Origin of the sequence: Christiangramia sediminis, from assembly GCF_020552705.1 — a bacterium.
GTDB classification, from domain to species: Bacteria; Bacteroidota; Bacteroidia; order Flavobacteriales; family Flavobacteriaceae; genus Christiangramia; species Christiangramia sediminis.
Map to the genome: position 1 here is coordinate 29302 of NZ_JAJBZG010000005.1, position 20663 is coordinate 49964.

Sequence of the window (20663 nt, forward strand, 5' to 3'; positions counted from 1 at the left end):
TTTTTTTAAACTGAATCCAGACTTTTACGATCCTTCATTTGCATATTTTTATACTCTGAAGGGGTAAGACCAGTAGCCTTTTTAAAGGAAGTAGAAAGATAGGCGGGGGTAGAATAGCCAAGATTATCGGCGATCATGGCGATACTCCATTCATCATAATTCAATAGTTCTTTTACACGTTCGATACGAACTGCGCTATAAAATTTCTGAATGCTTTGCCCCTCACTTTCGCTAAATAGATGAGTGATATGACTATAATCGAAATTCAACTCTTTTGTTAAAATGCTGGATAGTTTCTGGTTGGAGGTATCATTTGAATATACCTCTTCTATGATCACAGACTTAATAGTATTGATAAGCCGCTCATTGCGATCCTGGATGATTTCAAAGCCAACTTTTTCAAAGCGCTTTTCAAGCTGATGTCTTTCTATACTGTTAAGTTCTCTGTCTAAAAACGCCTCGCCAAGTTTAACCCCGGAATATGGAATTTCCAGATCCTGAAGAATATCTTCGACAGTCATGATGCAGCGCTGGCAAACTACATTTTTTATATGAATATGATTTTTACTCAAATTGGTCGGGTTCTTCAACTAAATTCACTTAAAGGTACAAAATCAGGCTGAAATATGTTCAGCCTGATCTCTTATAGATTACATAATAGTTTCGTCAACACGACCGCATTTAAGCATCTTATCTCCAAAATATGGGTTTCTTATCTCTTCTGAATTTGAATACCAGAAATCCCCTTTCCCTTCGAAGGCCATCGGACAGAACTGCTTGTATATCTTCCCTGAAGAAATAGCTTCTTTTAGTACAGGCTCCATAGCAGCCGTTAATTCTGAAAATATCTCTCTTTGCTGATTTACATCCTCTGTAATTACAATCCTTCCGGCGATCTCAGCAATCTCCGGTTGAGCTTCAGATAGCGTATTTTTTAAATTTTCAGCTGACTTTCGGCTTGCAGCAGCATCGGTTCTTACCAGTGCATCTTTAACTGCAAGATATTCGTCAAAAGCTTGTTTTACTTTTTCATCACTGAATTCTGCCGCAGCTGCTTCAGTCGTTTGCTCGGTATGCATCTCTTCAGAATGTTCACCCATTTCATGCTGTTCTTCAGAAACTGCATTGTCCTTTTCTTTGGTTGAGTCTCCGCAAGAGTATAGCATTAAACTTCCTGCAACTAAACTTACTGTAATTAAACTTCTTAGTCTCTTTTTCATTTTTCTAATTATTTACTATTAATATTTGACGTATTTAAAACTTGATTATAACAACTTATTTATTCTCCAGTCTTTTGATCATTTTCTTCATTTCTGCAATTTCTTTAACCTGTGCCTTGATAATATCATCGGCTAATTTTCTAACTTCAGGATCATCAATATCTGCACGTTTACTGGTTAATATGGCGATTGAATGATGCGGGATCATTGCCCTCATATATAAAACATCGCCAATTATGGGACGCTGTGCTCTAACCAGCCCCAATGCACTCACAAAAAGCACAAGGCTCCCCACATAGATCGCAATATTCTTCTTTTTATTCTTATACATTTTCAGCATAAGGGACAACATAATTACTGCCATCGCTGCTATTCCCAAACAGGTCATATAAAATCGCGTAAGGCTAAAATAAACATGGTCCCATTCATAGGTATTCAGGTACATGGTGATGTACATGGCTATAAATGAAAGGCCTAGCATAGCGAAAAATCTGCCGTAATTATTTCCGCTCATCTTCTGGTCATTTTTAGGTTGGCTATCCATCTTATTAGAGTTTTAGATTAATAAAAATATAGTCGCATTATTTAATTTCTGAGGTTACTTCGCCACAAGTTAACATCGCTTCCCCGTAATAAGGATTTCTAACTTCAGCAGACTGGCTAAGCCAATCGGCACCTTTATTGCTGTTTGCCATGGGACAATGCTGTACATAGATCGTTTTATCGAGTTCTTCCACATTGCTAACAATTGCAATCATTTGCTGAGACAGAATTCTAAAGTGATCGCGCTGTTTTTCCAGATCCTTATTTTTAGAGATGGCCTGTAACATTTCATTGATTTTTTCCAAATGCGCGGATAGCATTTCCGAAGAAGCTTCAGCTTTTAATTTTTTTGATTCCTGAAGTAATTCTGAAGCAATTACAGAAGCCTTTTCAGCGTCAGAAGCTACCAGGACATCTTTTAAGTTGAAATAAGAATTTAAAATTCCTTTGAATCCAGACTGAAAAGATTCTGAAAGTTTCATATTCATAGTTTTTGCTGAAATATCTGACTGCGCAGGATTCATCATCGATCTTTTACCCTGAAGCTGTGCCGCAGCATCTACGGTAAATGTTCCGTTAACCACAATTTCTTCTCCTTCCTCCAGTCCATCCTGCACCACATAGGAATCACCAAGTGCCGGCCCCAAGGTGATCTCTCTCAGCTTAAATCCAGCTCCAGATTCCATGTTTTCTTTTATATAAACTACAGACCTCTTACCCGTCCACAACACCGCAGATTTTGGAATGACCATTTCCTGGGATTCAGCTCCTGAAATATCATTTTCTACTACCCCGCTTACGAACATCCCCGGTTTTAACCTGTCTTCTTTATTGGGCACCTCTATTCTGGCAGTCGCCACCCTGGTATTATTATTAAGCAAAGGATCTATAAAATCGATCTTAGCTTCAAATGTTTCTCCAGGAATGGACTGGACGGTGTACTCGATAGTGCTTCCCTCCTTAACCCAATTCAGATCTGATTCATAAAGATCGAAGAGTATCCATAATTTATCCAGATTCGCGATCTGGTATACCGGCATTCCGCGTTCCAGGTAATCACCCTGCTCTGCCATTAGTTCTGTCACCACGCCGCTTACATCTGCAGTAATTGGGAATCTGTCTATGGGTTCACCCCTACTTAACATTCTTTCTATCTGGGCATCGCCAATCTTCCAGTTTCTTAGTTTTTGCTTAGCTGCCTCAAAAAGTTCGGGTTGAGACTCTTTTATTTCCTGTGCCTGCAACAATTCCTCCTGGGCTGTAACCAAAGCCGGAGAATACACAATAGCCAGAGTTTGTCCCCTATTAACTTTTTCACCGGTAAAATTCACCTTTAACTGTTCTATCCTCCCCGGGATATGAGTTGCCTGAGTATAAGAACTACGTTCATCTACCCCTACTTTTCCGTTAAGTCTTAATTCTTTGGAAGCATTTCCGGTTCCTACAGCCATGGTAGAAATATTGGCAAGTTTCATGGCATTTTCACTCATTTTGAACATATTTGGTTCCAGTGAGTTATCTTCTACACTCATGGGAATAAGGTCCATCCCACATATTGGGCAGTCCCCAGGTTCAGGTTGCCTTATTTGCGGATGCATAGAGCAGGTCCATACCTCTTCCTGTTCTGCAGCATGATCATGTACCTCTTCAACACCAGATTCTTCAGAACTCCCTCCAAAGAATAACCAGCCCAGTAATATCCCGGCAATAAGAATACCTACTCCCAGAATGATATTTTTTTTATTTGTATTCATTGCTATTGTTTTGAAATAATAAAAACTGAAGCTTAGCAGCCGCTTTAAAAGCCTCGGCTGTAGCCGCTATTTTTTCGGTTCTAAAAATTAAAATGTCCTGATTCATTTGCAGAACCTCTTCGAAATCTGAATCTGCATTGCTGAAGCCGGAGATCAATAATTTATTAGCCTGCTCTGAAGATCCTATCTGTTTATCATAAAGCTGCATCAATCTTTTTGATTTTTTCAATTGATAAACCGCCATTTCAAATTCACTTTTAAGATCATTGATCACTGCCAACTTCTCCTCCTCACTTGCTCTGGCCCGAAGCTCAAATTCTTCGATCCTTGCATTGTACTTTTTCCTGAAAATGGGAAGACTTACCGAAAGCATTGGCATGATCGCATCCATCCCATTATCCATAGGATTGGCATCTGTTCTTTTGGCTATAATCGTATAATCTACCCCAAGGCCTATCATGGGCATTCCCATTTTTTTTGCCACAAGCTTTTCATTACTGAAAGCCTGTCTCTCTTTTTCAAGCATTTCTACTTCAGGATGTGCCTTAAAACTGATCTCTTCTGCCTCAATTAAAAGCTCATTCATGGCTTCTATCTCCAATTCATTTTGGATCTCTACTTCAGCATAAGTATCCCGATTCAGTAGAAGATTGAATTGTCTTTTCAAAGTTTCAAGTTCATCCTGCAGCAATTCAATTCCTGTTAATGCTTCTTCTCTTTTGATATCTACTTTTACCACATTTACCATGGGTGAACTTCCGGCTTCAAATCTATTCAAGGCAAGTTCCCTGTAAGAATCAAGTATCTCCAGGTTCTTTTCCCTTAACATGATCTCTTGTTTCATAGAAAACATCCCGGCATATAAATTTCGCACCTGAAGAAAAAGTCTTTCCCTTTTAAGCAAATATTGCTGAAATTGCGCTTCTGCCATCAATTCTGCGGTAGTTTTCTCTGCCTTAAGTTTACCAAACCAGGGAAACATTTGCATTAAGGTAAATCTGGCTTCCTGAGAACCCAGACGCGTTTCCATCATCTGTCCGAATGCGCTAACAGTAAGCGTTGGATCCTGTAGCGATGAAACCTGAGGTGCTTTTTTTAGAGCAGCTTCAAAATTGGTATAGGCCGCTTTAAGCTCAGGGTTATTTTCTGCAGCAAAAATCAAATAATCGTCGATTTGCTGAGCATAACTACTGTTCACAGATAAAAACAGAAAGCCAATACTACAAATGATATATTTCTTCAAGTTTTTCATGCTTCTGTATTTTGTTTGTTCTTAACCACAGATTCGCGCCAGTAAGCCTGCAATACAGGTACTACGAAGATGGTCATAATTTGAATGATCATTCCGCCTACAATTGGGATTGCCATTGGCACCATTATATCTGAACCTTTTCCGGTAGAGGTAAGCACCGGGAAAAGTGCAATTATCGTGACCGCGGTAGTCATCATTGCAGGTCTCACCCTCTTCTTTCCTGCTTCCATAACCGCATCGCGTACATCGGGCACGTTTTGAGGCTGTCTTCTTTCAAAAACCTGATGTATATAAGTTCCCATTAAGACGCCGTCATCTGTAGCGATACCAAATAAGGCAATAAATCCTACCCAAACGGCCACACTTAGATTCACTTCCTGCATCTGGAAAAGATCCCTCATATTTGTTCCGAACAATGCAAAGTCCATAAACCATCCCTGACTATATAACCAGATCATGATAAAACCTCCGGCAAAGGCCACGAATACTCCGGAAAAGTGAATGGTAGAAGCAATTATCGTCTTAAACTGAAAATAGAGCAACAGGAATATGATGATCAAACAGATAGGAATAAGGATAGACAAACGTTTCACCGCTCTCACCTGATTCTCATAATTTCCGGAAAACTTATAACTCACTCCGGCGGGTACTTTTAGTTCATTATTATCAATCTTTTCCTGAATATAGCTCTGAGCATCATTTACCACATTCACCTCGGCGTAACCATCGCGCTTATCAAAAAGCACATATCCTACCAGGAAAGTATCCTCACTCTTGATCATTTGTGGTCCACGAACATAATTGAGAGAAGCAAGGTCTCCCAAAGGAATCTGGGCCCCGGAGGGCGTTGGAACAGATATTCTTTTGATCGACTCAGGGTCATCACGCAATTCACGAGGATATCTTACTCTAACCGGAAAACGTTCTCTGCCCTCTACGGTGGTGGTAATCTCCATTCCTCCAATGGCAGTTTCTATGGTTTGCTGCACCTTTTCAATGCTTAAACCATAACGGGCAATTGCCTCCCTGTTTATATCGATCTCCAGGTAAGGTTTTCCCACTACCCTATCTGCAAATACAGCTTCAGACTTCACCGAGGGAACCTCTTTTAAAAGCTCTTCAAGCTTTAACCCGAAAGACTGGATAGTAGGCAGGTCTGGGCCATAAACTTTTATTCCCATGGGAGCCCTCATCCCGGTTTGCAACATGACCAGGCGGGTTTCTATAGGCTGAAGTTTTGGTGCAGAGGTAACCCCTGGCAGATCCGTTCTCTGAACGATCTCGTCCCAGATGTCATCAGGATTCTTAATATGGTCTCTCCAATTGCGATAATATTCGCCATCCTCATCTATGATAAGTTGCTCTTTCGTTACTTTTTGCTGAACAGCTTCGGCATTTGTGAGCGTATCACCCGACTTAAGAATAAAAGCATCCTCATCATTAACCTTAAATTTTTGGGGCTTACCACCTTCTGAAAGTATGTATTCAGGCTTATAATTGATCACGTTTTCAAACATAGAAACCGGCGCTGGGTCTAATGCACTTTCTATTCTACCTACTTTCCCTACGGCAATCTCTACCTCGGGAATTGCCGTTACCGCCATATCTAGTTGCTGAACAACCTGTTTGGAATATTCAACTCCTGCATGAGGCATTGTGGTAGGCATCAATAGAAAACTCCCTTCATTTAAAGAGGGCATGAACTCCTTTCCAACACCAGGGAAGGTATGGGTGAGTCCGGACCATACGCTCGTTTTTCTGATATCAATCCCAACCTGATCAAAACCATTGGCAGCGAATCCAAATAATTTCGGGAACCCTAACCAAATCATTGCTCCAAAGAATACCGTGATAATTGGCAGAATGAAAAACTTTCCTTTGTTGATCAAACACCAGTTCAAAATAGGTTCGTAGAATTTAACTACTGCCATTAGTAAACTAAGGGTGATCGCCAGCAATAGGATCACGAATATATAATTGGAGATCAGGCTTTTTTGAAAACCCAAAGGCATCCATTCCTCCGCAAGAAAAAGCAGGGTCACCGCCAGGGTAATGCCCAGCATGATCTTATCTGAATACCGACCAAGGAATTCAGGGTTTCTATCTTCAAATAATTTTATAAGACCTATTAAGGTCAAAGCTAGAGGCAACCAGAATGAAAAAATTAAGGCCAGAATGATTCCCGAGATGATCAAAATGATATTCCAGATCTTCTGAGTTTTCTTTCTGTCTATCTTAAAATTGAAGGTATAGTAGGAAAGCATTGGCAAAATAAAGATCCCTACTATAAAAGCTGCTGCTATGGCAAAAGTTTTTGTAAATGCGAGTGGACGGAACAATTTTCCTTCGGCATTCTCCATAAAAAATACCGGAATAAAACTAACAATGGTAGTAAGTAAGGCCGTGGTTATCGCAGGAGCAACCTCTACTGTGGAACCATAAATAACTTTCAGTAGTTTTTTACCCCGCGCGTTCTTATTTTCCGGCAATTCCAGCCAGCGAATCGTATTTTCAATAAAAACGATCCCGACATCTACCATTACCCCGATGGCAATTGCAATACCCGAAAGTGCCACCACATTTGCATCTACACCAAAATAGCGCATGGCAATAAAGGTCATTAGAACTGCTATGGGAAGCAAACTTGATATCAGCACAGAAGCTCTTAAATTCAGAACCAGTACAATGATCACGATAATACTAATGAGGATCTCATGAGATAAAGCCAGTTCCAGCGTTCCAATGGTTTCGTTGATAAGTTGCGTACGGTCATAGAATGGAACTATGGTCAATTTTGATTCTGTCCCATCCTCCAGCGTTTTTGACGGTAATCCGGAGGAGATTTCTCCAATCTTTTCCTTCACATTCTTTATCACCTGCAAGGGATTAGAGCCATACCGGGCAACTACCACTCCACCGGCAACTTCAGCACCTCCTTTATCAAGAATACCTCTTCTTTCGGAAGGACCAAGATTTACGCGGGCAATATCTTTAATAAGAACCGGAGTATTATCTTTCTCGGTTACCACGGTATTCTCAATATCCTCGATAGACTTAATATACCCCAGGCCCCGAACGAGATACTCTACCTTATTCACCTCCAATGTTTTGGCTCCGGCGTCGCGGTTTGAATTCTTTACCGCCATCATCACCTCATCGATACCTATATTGTAGGCTTTAAGAGCATCTGGATCTACATCTATCTGATATTCCTGTACAAAACCTCCCACAGAAGCAACTTCAGAAACTCCCTGGGTGGCGCTTAGACCCGGTTTTACATAATAATCCTGAATCTTTCGAAGTTCATGAAGATCCCAGCCACCAGTCACATTTCCTGCTGAATCGCGACCTTCCAGGGTGTACCAGAACACCTGTCCTAAGGCTGTAGCATCGGGACCTAATGAAGGCTGAACCTCCCCAGGGAGCAAGCCTGCCGGTAGCGAGTTAAGTTTCTCCAGAACCCTGGATCTGGACCAGTAAAATTCCACATCCTCTTCAAAAATGATATAAATGCTGGAAAAACCGAACATAGAAGTACTCCTCACCGATTTCACGCCGGGGATCCCCAGTAAAGAACTGGTTAAAGGATAGGTGACTTGGTCTTCGACGTCTTCTGGAGAACGGCCGGGCCATTCGGTAAAAACGATCTGTTGGTTTTCACCAATATCGGGAATAGCATCCACCGGAACCTGATCCTGGGGTAAAAAACCGGTATCCCAGTTAAAAGGAGCGGTCACCAATCCCCAACCAACGAGGGCGATCAATAATAGCATCGCAACCAGCCGGTTATGAATAAAATAATTTATAATTCTGTTGAACATGATCTCATGATTAATTTTTGAAATCCATTATAAAAATGGCTCGGGCATCTAAATAACACGCAAGTAAAATCCCGGCATTTTATAAATACCCGGACCTCAAAAATTAACTGATCAAATAAGAAAAACCTGGTCTTCCAACTGAATATCGGAAACCAGTAAGGGAGGAGAATAGTCTCTAAAAGGAATGATCTGTTTTGGTAAGCTTTCAAACAGATTCAAATACGTATAGGTGTAAGTACTAATGAACAACTGCTGATGAAAATCGAAAGAGTCGAAAGAAATCTTCAACTCATCCTGTCCTTCTACAGAAATCTTTTCATTCGTACAGCAATGATCTTCGGCATCTGCACTCATCTGCATTCCACAAGTCTTTGCTTTTGAAAAAACAGCTTTATCAATCAGATGGTTTCCACAAAAATGCTTATCTACCGTAAAAGACATGGTAGAAAGCATCACCAAAAAGGCCATACTTAAGGAAATAATATGTTGAAATGCTTTTTTCACTGCTTACAAAAATACATTTTTTTTAATTATCAGCACTTTAAGTCTAAAAAACCGATTATTTAAGCTGTAAAATTAGGAAAAATGTGCAAGCATCAATTTCAGTTTTTGGGAATAATCTTTCAATTATATTATACGAATGAGAAGAATTTTTTGAACCAGTCAGATTTCTATTATTGGTAAAATCTTCATGCTTGAAATTAAGTTTAATATATGTAACTTTATGTATATCAAAACTTTAAAAATGGAAAACAAGAAAATTATTGCTGTAGTAGGAGCAACAGGTGCCCAGGGAGGCGGATTGGTTCGGGCAATATTAAATGATCCTGAAGGTGGCTTCAAAGTAAGAGCAATTACCAGAAATGCTTCTTCAGACAAAGCTAAAGAATTAAAAAATCTGGGAGCTGAGATCGTTGAAGCAAACCTTGATGATAAGAAAAGTATCATTAAGGCTTTTGAGGGGGTCTATGGCGCCTACTGTATGACCAACTTCTGGGAGCATTTTTCGCCTGAAAAAGAAATGCAACAGGCTAAAAACATGGCCGAAGCAGGAAAAGCAGCAGGTTTAAAACATGTCATCTGGTCTACTCTGGAAGACACCAGAAAATGGATCCCTTTAGATGATGATCGCATGCCCACGCTGATGGAAAAATATAAGGTTCCGCATTTTGACGCTAAAGGCGAGGCCGATCAATATTTTTCTGATAGCGGAGTGCCCTATACTCTTTTATTCACCTCTTTTTACTGGGATAATTTCATCAATTTCGGGATGGCACCTCAAAAAGGAGAAGATGGTGAGCTGGCCATAACTTTCCCTATGGATAATAAGCAACTACCAGGAATTGCCGCAGAAGATATAGGCAAATGCGCCTACAGAATTTTTAAGGCTGGAGACACCTATAAAAATAAGATTGTCGCTATAGCCGGGGAACATCTTACCGGTAAGGAAATGGCAGAAATATTTTCTGAAGTCTATGGTAAAAAGATAAAATATAATGCTGTTGATCCGGAAGTCTATAGAAATTTTGACTTCCCCGGAGCCGATGACCTGGGGAATATGTTCCAGTTCAAAGCAGAGCAGGAAGAATATTTTTGCACCATGCGAGATGTAAATACCACCCGAAAACTTAACCCGGAATTACTCAATTTCAAAGATTGGTTACAGCAGAATAAGGAGAAAATGGAAATTTAAAAATATAACTTAACTGCAGTATCTTTTTCAAATTTTCTTATACTCTCTAAGTCTGTAATAGTAGAATGCCGGTAGAAGTATTAATAGAAACAAAGGATGTATCAAGAACCGTCTTACATAAAAAAGGGCCAGGTAATGTTCTCTTTCAATATTGAGCACAAGAAAGATAAATACAGCCGTTGCCAATATATATAAGACCACGTAGAGAATTGCCGAAAATTTGAGAATATTCAAATCGCGGAAGCTTATATAAATAATGGTCAGCGATATCATTGTGTTTAAAGCATATCTAAAAGTTAGGTTGATCATAAGTTCAGCCATATCCATGGGCGGAATAATCCCCAGAAGATAATCTGATTTAAAGAAAACTATTAATGGATCGTAGAAAATATCCTGCTCAAAAAAGCGAACGGCTGTAAGCATGAGTATTAAAATACCTATCTGGAGAGCCCGATTCATTTTTGTGTTTAGCTTCTTTTCCATTGCGAATAAATTCTAACCCAGATCAGCCACAGGATAAAAACGGTTCCGTATATAGCAAGAGGGAAAAATATCGAATGCATGAAACCGGAATATTGGGGATATTCCAATATACTCACCGCCAGAATGACAATTCTTAAAATATTAATAGCGTAAATAATGACCGAACCTGCAAATAAAAAAAGAAAAGTAGACATCGGTTTCCCAAAAAAAGCCAGCACGAAAGAAGCAAATAAAATTATTATGCTGGCAGAATTACAGCCCTCTACGATTCCGGCTAAAAAATAGTCCTCTACCATAAGCTTCATCGACAGACCTGTATAGTGCATTACAACCTCTACATTCTCATAACCCAGTCCTTGCATTAGAGTTCCACTTTGCCGGGCAACCAATTGTGTTAAAGGATCTGGAACAGGATTTTCAGTATCATACAGGATCAGAAATCCATTATAAAGACTGGAAAATAGAAAATAGCTCCCCAGAAATATAAATATGAATTTTAAAACAAGTCGATATTTTCTGAATAGACCGAGCAAATTCCTGAGAGGTTTTTAACAAATTTATAGAAATCATGTGCTCTCTTTACATAAGAAATTGAATACTTTTGCACTAAAGATTGTTAATATGACTTTTGATAAATTAAAACCACAGATTGAAGAAATACTTCAAAACGATAATGCGAGCGTAGACAAGCGTCTTACTGAAGTTTGTGAGGTTCTGGAAAGCAATATCCCGTATTACGATTGGGTGGGATTTTATTTTAAAAATGGCGATAAAGAAGAATTAAAATTAAAGTCATTTGCCGGGGAACCTACAGATCATGAAATTATTCCTTTTGGAAAGGGTATCTGTGGACAGGTGGCCGTATCAAATAAAAATTTTGTGGTGCCAGATGTAAAAGCTCAAAACAATTATATCGCATGTAGTATTCATGTAAAAGCTGAAATTGTTATTCCACTATTTGTGAAAGGAGAGAACGTGGGTCAGATAGATATAGATAGTCATACCGAAGATCCATTTTCACATGAAGATGAACTTTTTCTGGAATGGGTAAATGAAAAAGTTTCAGAAATTCTTAAGATAAAATTCAACAAATAAAAAAAGCCTCGAAATTTCGGGGCTTTTTTTTAGCGTGTAGGCAAGTTTGAACTTTAAAGTTCAATATTTTTCTAGAATTGAAATGCTATAATAACAAATAAGATTATAAAAAAACCCAGTAACTGTACTACTGAAGACACATAATCCTTTTCAATTTCATTTCCCATTTTTCTTAGTTTTGAGATAAATATACTTCAGGGAATAACTGGAAATTAGGTATTTAACTAACTTTAGTGCTTTTTATAAGAATTTAAGGAAAATTATGTGGGAAGCCTCGAGGAATATTAACGAGATTTTTACATTCCGGTTCTAATCGCTTCTACAGGATCCAGTTTAGAGGCTGAAATTGCGGGTATTATCCCTGATACCAAACCTATCATAGCCGAAACTGCTAAGCCTATCGAAATATTTAAAGGTGATAATACAAATTCAAAATCACCGGTAAACTGTGTTGCTATAACAGAAACAAGCCAGACAACAAAGAGACCTACCATTCCCCCAATAACTGATAGAATGATCGCTTCAAAAAGGAATTGTGAAAGAATGAATTTATTTTTAGCCCCGAGGGATTTTTGGATCCCGATAAGATTTGTTCTCTCTTTTACACTCACAAACATGATATTGGCAATCCCAAAACCACCCACAAGAAGAGAAAATCCGCTAATCACAAGACCTATGATATTCAGTTGTCCCGTAATATTGTCTATAAAATCTGCAAAACCCTGCAACTGATTAACAAAAAAGTTATTGATCTCTCCGGGTTTAATTCCCCGCATATTTCGTAACTGTTGCTCCAGAATGGCAATAAATTCATCATTATCCACCCCTTCTTCAGGCTTTAAAACTATTTGCGGAAAGACTGTACCCTTGGTAGTGCCATAAACCCGACGTGCAAAATTTGCAGGAACAAAAGCCTGCCCATCTCTGGAATTTCCAAATAAGGATTGCCCCTGTTTCTTCATCACTCCTATTACCGTAGCTTTTCTACCAAAAATTCTGATCTCTTTCCCCATAGGATTGATTTCACCAAATAAATTTGTGGCGACCTCGTGCCCTAAAATAATAACTGGGGAACCGCTTACCGCTTCAGGCTCATTAAAAAAACGCCCCTCAGCCAGTTCAAAAGCTTCGATATCATAATATTCATGAGTTACCGCACCCACATCTACTCCAGCACTGGTCACATCCCGGTATTTTAAAGAAGCACCTCCCGGGATTCCCAAAGCAAAACTTATGGCTTCCAGGTCTGGCATGCTTTTCTTTAAACTCTGATATTCTTCGTAGGAAACATCGGGAAATTGTTCTCTTTTCCAACGGGGAATGTCGGAAGGTCCAAAATTAAATCTCATAAGGATAATCGTGCTGTTATCCAAAGAACTCAGGCTTCCCTTGATATCTTTTTTTAAAGAATCTACAGCAGCCAGCACAGCAATAATTGAAAATATACCAATAGTAACACCCAACAAAGAGAGAAACGTACGTAGACGATTATTTTTAAGAGCGTTTATCGCAAAATTAAAGCTCTCCTTGAGAACGCGTAAATAAATTAGCATGGTATAGTAATCAGCTGTTTTTAGACGATTTAAAGATAGGACGCATAAAGGAATTTTTCGTTACAAAATTTATCGAGAATTCATTCAATCTACTTTCAAATTTTTGGCTTAATTAACTACTTTTGCAGCTTTAACAAACACAACACAATGAGCGAATTAAAACAAGCAAAATCTGCTTTAATTTCAGTTTTCAGCAAAGACGGACTAGAACCCATCGTTAGAAAACTTGACGACCTGGGCATCAGCATATATTCTACGGGAGGAACCGAAAAATTCATTAAAGACCTGGGAATTAATGTGATTCCTGTTGAAGATGTTACTTCTTACCCATCTATTTTAGGCGGAAGAGTAAAAACGCTTCACCCTAAAGTTTTTGGCGGAATTCTTAACCGTCAGGATCACGAAGGAGATGTAAAAGAGCTGGAACAGTTTGAAATTCCTCAAATTGACATTGTGATCGTGGATCTTTATCCATTTGAAAAAACGGTAGCTTCTGGAGCTGAAGAACAGGATATCATTGAAAAAATTGATATTGGCGGAATTTCCCTGATCAGGGCAGCAGCTAAGAATTTCAAAGATGTTACCTGCGTTTCTTCTGTAGATGAGTATCAGGAATTTCTTGATCTTCTAAATGAGAAAAACGGAGAGACAAGTCTTGCAGACAGAAAAAGATTCGCCACCAAAGCCTTTAATATTTCATCTCATTACGATTCAGCGATCTTCAATTATTTCAATAAAGAAGCTGAGGTAAATTCTTTCAAGCAAAGTGAACTAAAAGGAAAGGAATTGAGATATGGTGAAAACCCGCATCAAAAAGGAACTTTCTTCGGTGATTTTGAGGCTATTTTCGATAAACTTCATGGAAAAGAACTTTCATACAACAATTTACTTGATGTTGATGCCGCGGTGAACTTAATGAATGAATTTAAAGGAGAAGCGCCAACTTTTGCGATCTTAAAACACAACAATGCCTGTGGACTTGCACAACGAGACACTATTCACCAGGCTTATGTAGATGCCCTGGCTGGAGATCCTGTTTCTGCTTTCGGTGGAATTTTGATAAGCAATGTGGAAATTGATGCCGAAACTGCTGAAGAAATCCACAAACTTTTCTGCGAAGTGGTGATCGCTCCATCATATTCAGAAAAAGCGCTGGAAATTTTAAAAGGTAAAAAGAACAGGATTCTTTTAATTCTTAAAGATGTAGCACTTCCGAAAAACCAGGTAAGAACCTGTTTAAATGGTGTTTTAGTTCAGGATAAAGATCTAAAAACAGATTCAATTGAAGATCTAAAGCAAGCTACAAACAATAAAGCAACAGATGAAGAGTTATCTGACATGATATTTGCATCTAAGATCTGCAAACACACTAAATCGAATACCATCGTTTTAGCAAAAAACAAACAACTTTGTGCAAGTGGTACAGGACAAACATCAAGAGTTGATGCCCTAACCCAGAGCATTGAAAAAGCAAGATCATTTGATTTTGATCTAAAAGGGGCAGTTATGGCGAGTGATGCGTTCTTTCCATTTCCAGACTGTGTGGAAATTGCAGGAAACGCAGGAATCACAGCAGTAATACAGCCCGGTGGCTCTATAAAAGATCAGCTGAGCATCGATTATTGTAACGAGAATAATATCGCAATGCTGATGACTGGAACACGCCATTTTAAACATTAATTTTAGTACATTTACCCAAACCTCAATACTTATAAAACACTATGGGATTTTTTGACTTTCTCATTGAAGAAATTGCAATCGACTTAGGTACAGCCAACACCCTGATAATTCATAACGACAAAGTTGTTGTGGACAGTCCTTCTATCGTGGCACGCGACCGCACTTCCGGCAAGATTACCGCAGTTGGTAAAGAAGCAGCGATGATGCAGGGAAAAACTCATGAGAATATTAAAACTATTCGCCCTTTAAAGGATGGGGTTATTGCCGACTTTGATGCTAGTGAAAAAATGCTCACTATGTTCATCAAAGAAATACCGGCTCTTAAAAAGAAACTTTTTACTCCCGCCTTAAGAATGGTTATTTGTATTCCTTCAGGTATTACCGAAGTGGAAATGCGAGCCGTTAAGGAAAGTGCAGAAAGAGTGAACGGAAAAGAGGTTTACCTAATTCATGAACCAATGGCAGCAGCTATTGGTATTGGCGTTGACATTATGCAGCCAAAAGGAAATATGATCGTGGATATAGGAGGTGGTACAACAGAGATCGCGGTAATTGCCCTTGGAGGTATTGTTTGTGACAAGTCTATTAAAATTGCCGGGGATGTCTTCACCAATGATATTGTATATTACATGCGTACGCAACATAACCTTTATGTAGGAGAGCGTACTGCAGAAAAAATAAAAATTCAGATTGGTGCAGCTACCGAAGACCTTGAGGTTCCGCCAGATGAAATGAGTGTTCAGGGTAGAGATCTACTAACAGGAAAACCTAAACAGGTAAATATTTCTTACCGTGAGATCGCCAAGGCTCTGGACAAATCTATTCTTAGAATTGAGGATGCGGTGATGGAAACTTTATCTCAAACTCCCCCGGAACTTGCTGCTGATATTTACAACACCGGGATCTATCTTGCTGGTGGTGGTTCTATGTTAAGAGGACTGGATAAACGTCTATCTCAAAAAACAGATCTTCCTGTATATATCGCAGAAGATCCATTAAGAGCAGTAGTTCGTGGAACTGGTATCACCTTAAAAACATTGAACAGATACAAAGGAATTTTGATCAAGTAGGAGAAGTTTAATTTATGCAGCAGATTTTCAATTTTCTTATAAGGAATAAGAATTCAATTTTATTCTTAATTCTGCTTGCTGTATCTGTTTTTCTAACCATTCAGAATCACGCCTTTCAAAAAAGCCGGTTTATAAGCTCTGCCAATTTTGTTACAGGTGGGGTTTATTCCTGGTCAAACAACCTTAATACTTATCTCCATTTAGACGAATACAACGAACGACTTCTGGAGGAAAATAATAAGCTTCGGAATATTATTTCCAACATCAACGATAGCATTTCTGTTGAAAAACAATTAGACAGTATATCTTTTGAAGGAGATTATTTATTCAGGACGGCCAGAGTGATCAATAACAATTTCACGAAAGTAGATAATTATCTTACTCTTAACCGTGGAGAAAACTCTGGAATACAACCTGAATACGGAGTAATTACCAGTCAGGGTATCGTGGGAATTGTAGATAGAACAAATAAGGAATATTCCCGGGTAATTTCTATTTTAAATAGTAGGTCCAGGATCAATGCCCAACTAAGCAACACCAATCATTTTGGCAGCCTCATTTGGGACGGAAAAGACCCGAATGTCGTTCAATTAACCGATGTTCCCAGACAGGCACCACTACAAAAAGGAGATACAATAATCACCGGGGGACGCTCATTGATCTTTCCAAAGGGAATTCCCATAGGAAGTATTGAAGATTTCAGCTTAGACCAGACCCAAAGTTATTATACCATCAATATCAAATTATTCAATGACATGACAAATATAGGTTACGTCTATATTATTGAAAATGTGAATAAAGAGGTGGTAGAAGAATTACAGAAAACAACCAATGAGCAGTAAGTTATTTTCAAATATCACCCGTTTTGTAATTCTTGTATTTCTACAGGTATTAGTCCTTAATAATATCAATTTTGCGGGATATATAAATCCGCATTTATATGTCTTATTTATTTTACTTTACCCCTTTACCGGAAATCAAAGCCTTTTTCTTTTCCTGTCATTTTTCCTGGGAATAAGCATTGATATTTTTGAAGACAGCGGCGGAATCAATGCTGCAGCCTGTTTGGTGGCTGCATTTGTTAGACCAAATTTACTTCGATTTTCTTTCGGTATTAGCTATGATCATCAAAACATAAGACTTGCGAACACTGCATTTGGATCGAAACTGAGTTATATATTCATGATGGTGATCATACACCATTTTGTATTGTTTTCTTTGGAAATGTTCAGTCTAAATCATATACTCCTAATTCTGAAAAAGACATTTTTTTCAAGTATATTCACTATAATCCTTACACTTTTAAGCCTTACGCTATTTAGTAAGAAATATCGATGAGAAAAGTATTACTCTACATAACCATTCTAACTACCGGTATACTCTTTATTGGAAGACTATTCTATCTTCAGGTTGTAGATACTTCACTGGCTATTAGGTCGCAGGATAATGCGATTAAAGTGGTTTATGATTATCCCCAAAGAGGATATATTCATGACAGGGACGGCGAGCTGATGGTTTCTAACCAACCATCTTATGATGTGATGGTGATTCCAAGAAACCTTAAGCCTTTTGACACTACAGAATTTTGCAATATACTGAATCTTTCCAGGGAAGACCTGGAGAAAAAACTGGATAAAGCACGCATCTACTCTCCCATGTTACCTTCTGTGGTGATTCCGCAGTTAACAAAAAGTGAGTATGCAATTCTTCAGGAGAAAATGAGGAATTATGAAGGCTTTTATATTCAGAAAAGATCACTTAGAGATTACCAGGTAGATCATAGTGCAAACGTTCTGGGATATATTGCTGAAGTCAACCCAAGCATCGTAAGTAAAAACCCTTATTATATTTCAGGTGACCTTATTGGTCGTGCAGGTGTTGAAAGCCAGTACGAAGAATTATTACGTGGAGTAAAAGGAGTGAAATATATCCAGAAAGACAGATTCAACAGAGATATTGGAGCTTATAAAGATGGGATTTATGACACCCTTCCGGAAAAAGGAAAAGACATTACCATTACCATAGATGCTGCTTTACAGGCTTACGGTACAAAATTGATGCAAGGAAAGAGAGGTGGCATAGTTGCCCTGGAACCTGAAACAGGTGAAATCCTTGCCCTGATAACTGCACCAACCTATGATCCTGCTAAACTGGTTGGCCGGAAACGCTCTCCCAATTTCACAGAATTATATTACGACACCATTGCCAGACCATTATATGACCGGGGCTTACTTGCCGAATATCCTCCGGGTTCTCCTTTTAAAACTTTAAATGCGCTGATCGGACTTCAGGAAGGAGTGGTTGATACTGAGGACAGTTTCTCCTGTAACCACGGGTATACTTACGGTAGAGGACGAAAATTAGGATGTCACGCACATCCAAGCCCGTTATCGATGGTTCCCGGCATCGCTCAATCCTGTAATGCATATTTTGCCAATGTGTACCGGCGTATTATTGAGAAATATCCAACTCCACAGGAAGGTATGAATACCTGGAATGCCCATCTGAAAAGTTTTGGATTAGGAGATTACCTGGGATCTGATCTTAGCACAGGCAGGCCGGGAAAAATTCCTGATGCTGAATATTATAATCAGATATATGATTACCCTACCTATAAATGGTATGCGACGGCGACTATATCTAACGCAATTGGGCAGGGAGAGGTTCTAATGACACCAATCCAGTTAGCGAACATGGCCGCGATCATTAGCAATAAAGGCTGGTATTACACCCCTCATATTCTAAAAGAGATCAATGGTCAGCCTATCAAGGAAGAAAAATTTACCAAAAAGAATTTTACCACTATAGACGCAAAAAATTATGAACCCGTGATCGAAGGGATGCATGAGGTATACAAAAGTGGTACCGCATCTACATTAAGAATTCCGGGGGTTGAAATAGCAGGAAAAACCGGAACTGCAGAAAATTTTGCCAAAGTGGGTGGGAAAAGAGTGCAATTAACCGATCATTCAATTTTTGTCGCTTTTGCACCGGTTGAAAACCCGAAGATCGCCATCGCAGTTTTTGTGGAAAATGGATATTGGGGAAGTCGTTACGCAGGCCGTATGGCTAGTTTAATGATAGAAAAATATATGAAAGGCACAATTACCAGAACAGATATGGAAGACTGGATACTAAGTCACAGTCTGGAAAATGAATACGCAAAACCTATTAGCGGGGAACCTTTTATAATTAATCAGTAAATGGCGAAGAGCAGCGCAGCAGGATTTGACTGGATCAGTATTTTTATTTATTTAATTTTAATCTGTTTTGGCTGGGCTAATATCTACTCTGCTTCCCTAGGAAGTTCATCAGGATCGTTTTTTGATCTCAATCAGCCTTATGGAAAACAGGCACTCTTCATTGGATTAAGCATATTCCTGGTCATTATAGTTCTCTCGATAGAAGCTAAGTTCTACCAGCGTTTTTCAAGTATTATTTATATAATTTCCCTGCTATCCCTGGCCGGGTTATTTGTTTTCGGGAAAACAATTTCAGGGGCTACCTCATGGTATTCTTTCGGTAGTTTTGGTATTCAACCTTCTGAATTTGCCAAATTCGCTACCGCTTTGGCTTTAGCTAAATATTTGAGTGACATTCAAACCAATATCAAGCAACTAAGTCATCAGGTCAAAGCCTTTATAATAATCGCAATTCCTGCACTTTTAATCATTCCCCAACCAGATCCCGGAAGTGCACTTGTATATGCAGCTTTCTTTTTCCCCTTATACAGGGAAGGATTATCCGGATTTTATTTGGTAACAGGATTATCTGCCGTTGCTGTATTTATATTCACCCTGCTTTTTGGTCCGATATGGGTTAGCATAGGGGTTTTTATTATTGCATTAATGGTATTCTTCAGAAAGCGTAAAAAAAGACCGGGAAGAATATTAATTACATTATTCGCCATAATCTCCATCGCCCTGAGCTTTTCAGTTAACTATATTTTTGAAAATGTATTTGAACAAAGACACCGGGATAGATTCAATATCGTATTAGGAAAGGAAGTTGATTCAAGAGGTATTGGCTACAACACTAACCAAAGTGAAATTGCCATTGGAAGTGGTGGATGGCTTGGAAAGGGCTGGACCGAAGGAACACAAACGAAAGGCCATTTTGTGCCCGAACAACATACTGATTATATCTTTAGTACTGTGGGAGAAGAATGGGGATTTCTAGGCAGTGCTATGGTGGTGATCCTATTTGTGTTACTACTCCTGAGACTCCTTGTACTTGCAGAGAGACAACGCAATCAATTTTACAGGATATATGGTTATTCAGTCATTGGAATATTATTTATCCACTTCCTGGTAAATATCGGGATGGTGATTGGTGTTTTTCCAACGGTGGGAATTCCACTCCCCTTTTTCAGCTATGGAGGATCGGGACTTTGGGGATTTACGATCCTGCTTTTTATCTTTATTAAATTAGATTCAGACAGGCTTTCTTACTAAGCACATTTATCCACCATCAACAGAATGGCGGCAACCAGCAAAATT

At 38.9% G+C, this 20663-nt stretch carries 18 protein-coding genes; 8 read left to right on the plus strand and 10 right to left on the minus strand.

All coding sequences use genetic code 11. The features are described 5' to 3' along the window. Nucleotides 1-5: 5 nt before the first annotated feature. From LGQ90_RS09505 to LGQ90_RS09535, 7 genes are all read right to left on the minus strand, one after another. Complete coding sequence (locus LGQ90_RS09505; RefSeq protein WP_229340504.1) at nucleotides 6-572, minus strand: helix-turn-helix domain-containing protein; 567 nt, start codon at nucleotides 570-572, stop codon at nucleotides 6-8. 78 nt (nucleotides 573-650) lie between these two features. Next, nucleotides 651-1220: a DUF3347 domain-containing protein gene (locus tag LGQ90_RS09510; RefSeq protein WP_229340506.1), complete on the minus strand. Its 570-nt coding sequence runs from the start codon at nucleotides 1218-1220 to the stop codon at nucleotides 651-653. A gap of 55 nt (nucleotides 1221-1275) precedes the next feature. After that, nucleotides 1276-1764, minus strand: coding sequence for a DUF305 domain-containing protein (locus LGQ90_RS09515; RefSeq protein ID WP_229340508.1), 489 nt, complete (start codon nucleotides 1762-1764; stop codon nucleotides 1276-1278). Between the two features lie 37 nt (nucleotides 1765-1801). Then, nucleotides 1802-3517 carry an efflux RND transporter periplasmic adaptor subunit gene (locus tag LGQ90_RS09520; protein WP_229340509.1) on the minus strand — a complete coding sequence of 572 codons (1716 nt, stop codon included), beginning with the start codon at nucleotides 3515-3517 and terminating at the stop codon, nucleotides 1802-1804. After that, the gene (locus LGQ90_RS09525; protein WP_229340511.1) at nucleotides 3504-4769 is read right to left on the minus strand and encodes a TolC family protein; all 1266 of its coding nucleotides are present in this window, start codon (nucleotides 4767-4769) and stop codon (nucleotides 3504-3506) included. The genes LGQ90_RS09520 and LGQ90_RS09525 overlap by 14 nt, the downstream gene beginning before the upstream one ends. Beyond that, complete coding sequence (locus tag LGQ90_RS09530) at nucleotides 4766-8590, minus strand: efflux RND transporter permease subunit (RefSeq protein WP_229340513.1); 3825 nt, start codon at nucleotides 8588-8590, stop codon at nucleotides 4766-4768. Before LGQ90_RS09530 ends, LGQ90_RS09525 begins: the two co-directional genes overlap by 4 nt. A 111-nt stretch (nucleotides 8591-8701) precedes the next feature. Next, nucleotides 8702-9094 (minus strand): HYC_CC_PP family protein, encoded by a 393-nt coding sequence (locus LGQ90_RS09535; protein ID WP_229340515.1) that lies wholly within the window; start codon nucleotides 9092-9094, stop codon nucleotides 8702-8704. Nucleotides 9095-9335: 241 nt separating this feature from the next. Between LGQ90_RS09535 and LGQ90_RS09540 the strand changes: the two genes are divergently transcribed. Beyond that, nucleotides 9336-10283, plus strand: a complete 948-nt coding sequence (locus LGQ90_RS09540) for an NmrA/HSCARG family protein (protein ID WP_229340518.1) — start codon at nucleotides 9336-9338, stop codon at nucleotides 10281-10283. Between the two features lie 27 nt (nucleotides 10284-10310). On the opposite strand, the gene LGQ90_RS09545 is transcribed toward LGQ90_RS09540, so the two are convergent. Both LGQ90_RS09545 and xrtF read right to left on the minus strand, forming a co-directional pair. Continuing rightward, complete coding sequence (locus tag LGQ90_RS09545; RefSeq protein ID WP_229340520.1) at nucleotides 10311-10766, minus strand: exosortase F system-associated membrane protein; 456 nt, start codon at nucleotides 10764-10766, stop codon at nucleotides 10311-10313. Beyond that, a complete protein-coding gene (xrtF, locus tag LGQ90_RS09550) occupies nucleotides 10751-11299 on the minus strand; it encodes an exosortase family protein XrtF (protein ID WP_229340522.1) in 549 nt (182 codons plus the stop codon). The genes LGQ90_RS09545 and xrtF overlap by 16 nt, the downstream gene beginning before the upstream one ends. An 88-nt stretch (nucleotides 11300-11387) precedes the next feature. On the opposite strand from xrtF, the gene LGQ90_RS09555 reads away from it, so the two are divergent. Continuing rightward, nucleotides 11388-11861, plus strand: a complete 474-nt coding sequence (locus LGQ90_RS09555) for a GAF domain-containing protein (protein ID WP_229340524.1) — start codon at nucleotides 11388-11390, stop codon at nucleotides 11859-11861. 296 nt (nucleotides 11862-12157) lie between these two features. On the opposite strand, the gene LGQ90_RS09560 is transcribed toward LGQ90_RS09555, so the two are convergent. Beyond that, the gene (locus tag LGQ90_RS09560) at nucleotides 12158-13414 is read right to left on the minus strand and encodes an ABC transporter permease (protein ID WP_229340526.1); all 1257 of its coding nucleotides are present in this window, start codon (nucleotides 13412-13414) and stop codon (nucleotides 12158-12160) included. Nucleotides 13415-13561: 147 nt separating this feature from the next. Between LGQ90_RS09560 and purH the strand changes: the two genes are divergently transcribed. The 6 genes from purH to rodA are packed head-to-tail and all read left to right on the plus strand — an operon-like array spanning nucleotide 13562 to nucleotide 20618. Continuing rightward, nucleotides 13562-15094, plus strand: coding sequence for a bifunctional phosphoribosylaminoimidazolecarboxamide formyltransferase/IMP cyclohydrolase (gene purH / locus LGQ90_RS09565; RefSeq protein ID WP_229340528.1), 1533 nt, complete (start codon nucleotides 13562-13564; stop codon nucleotides 15092-15094). A gap of 41 nt (nucleotides 15095-15135) precedes the next feature. After that, entirely contained in the window at nucleotides 15136-16164 is a 1029-nt protein-coding gene (locus LGQ90_RS09570; protein WP_229340530.1) for a rod shape-determining protein, read from the plus strand. 14 nt (nucleotides 16165-16178) lie between these two features. Next, nucleotides 16179-17006: a rod shape-determining protein MreC gene (gene mreC, locus LGQ90_RS09575; RefSeq protein ID WP_229340532.1), complete on the plus strand. Its 828-nt coding sequence runs from the start codon at nucleotides 16179-16181 to the stop codon at nucleotides 17004-17006. Continuing rightward, entirely contained in the window at nucleotides 16996-17502 is a 507-nt protein-coding gene (locus LGQ90_RS09580; protein ID WP_229340533.1) for a rod shape-determining protein MreD, read from the plus strand. The genes mreC and LGQ90_RS09580 overlap by 11 nt, the downstream gene beginning before the upstream one ends. Beyond that, a complete protein-coding gene (locus tag LGQ90_RS09585) occupies nucleotides 17499-19367 on the plus strand; it encodes a peptidoglycan D,D-transpeptidase FtsI family protein (RefSeq protein ID WP_229340535.1) in 1869 nt (622 codons plus the stop codon). The genes LGQ90_RS09580 and LGQ90_RS09585 overlap by 4 nt, the downstream gene beginning before the upstream one ends. Further along, a complete protein-coding gene (gene rodA / locus LGQ90_RS09590; protein WP_229340537.1) occupies nucleotides 19368-20618 on the plus strand; it encodes a rod shape-determining protein RodA in 1251 nt (416 codons plus the stop codon). Nucleotides 20619-20663 lie beyond the last annotated feature (45 nt).

What these genes read in the sequence shown, in the direction of transcription:
- LGQ90_RS09530 (WP_229340513.1), bottom strand. Translation starts at nt 8,590, where the DNA reads ATGTTCAACAGAATTATAAATTATTTTATTCATAACCGGCTGGTTGCG.
- purH (WP_229340528.1), top strand. Translation starts at nt 13,562, where the DNA reads ATGAGCGAATTAAAACAAGCAAAATCTGCTTTAATTTCAGTTTTCAGC.
- LGQ90_RS09555 (WP_229340524.1), top strand. Translation starts at nt 11,388, where the DNA reads ATGACTTTTGATAAATTAAAACCACAGATTGAAGAAATACTTCAAAAC.
- LGQ90_RS09515 (WP_229340508.1), bottom strand. Translation starts at nt 1,764, where the DNA reads ATGGATAGCCAACCTAAAAATGACCAGAAGATGAGCGGAAATAATTAC.
- mreC (WP_229340532.1), top strand. Translation starts at nt 16,179, where the DNA reads ATGCAGCAGATTTTCAATTTTCTTATAAGGAATAAGAATTCAATTTTA.
- LGQ90_RS09545 (WP_229340520.1), bottom strand. Translation starts at nt 10,766, where the DNA reads ATGGAAAAGAAGCTAAACACAAAAATGAATCGGGCTCTCCAGATAGGT.
- LGQ90_RS09510 (WP_229340506.1), bottom strand. Translation starts at nt 1,220, where the DNA reads ATGAAAAAGAGACTAAGAAGTTTAATTACAGTAAGTTTAGTTGCAGGA.
- LGQ90_RS09525 (WP_229340511.1), bottom strand. Translation starts at nt 4,769, where the DNA reads ATGAAAAACTTGAAGAAATATATCATTTGTAGTATTGGCTTTCTGTTT.
- LGQ90_RS09560 (WP_229340526.1), bottom strand. Translation starts at nt 13,414, where the DNA reads ATGCTAATTTATTTACGCGTTCTCAAGGAGAGCTTTAATTTTGCGATA.
- LGQ90_RS09585 (WP_229340535.1), top strand. Translation starts at nt 17,499, where the DNA reads ATGAGAAAAGTATTACTCTACATAACCATTCTAACTACCGGTATACTC.
- LGQ90_RS09520 (WP_229340509.1), bottom strand. Translation starts at nt 3,517, where the DNA reads ATGAATACAAATAAAAAAAATATCATTCTGGGAGTAGGTATTCTTATT.
- rodA (WP_229340537.1), top strand. Translation starts at nt 19,368, where the DNA reads ATGGCGAAGAGCAGCGCAGCAGGATTTGACTGGATCAGTATTTTTATT.
- LGQ90_RS09580 (WP_229340533.1), top strand. Translation starts at nt 16,996, where the DNA reads ATGAGCAGTAAGTTATTTTCAAATATCACCCGTTTTGTAATTCTTGTA.
- LGQ90_RS09570 (WP_229340530.1), top strand. Translation starts at nt 15,136, where the DNA reads ATGGGATTTTTTGACTTTCTCATTGAAGAAATTGCAATCGACTTAGGT.
- LGQ90_RS09540 (WP_229340518.1), top strand. Translation starts at nt 9,336, where the DNA reads ATGGAAAACAAGAAAATTATTGCTGTAGTAGGAGCAACAGGTGCCCAG.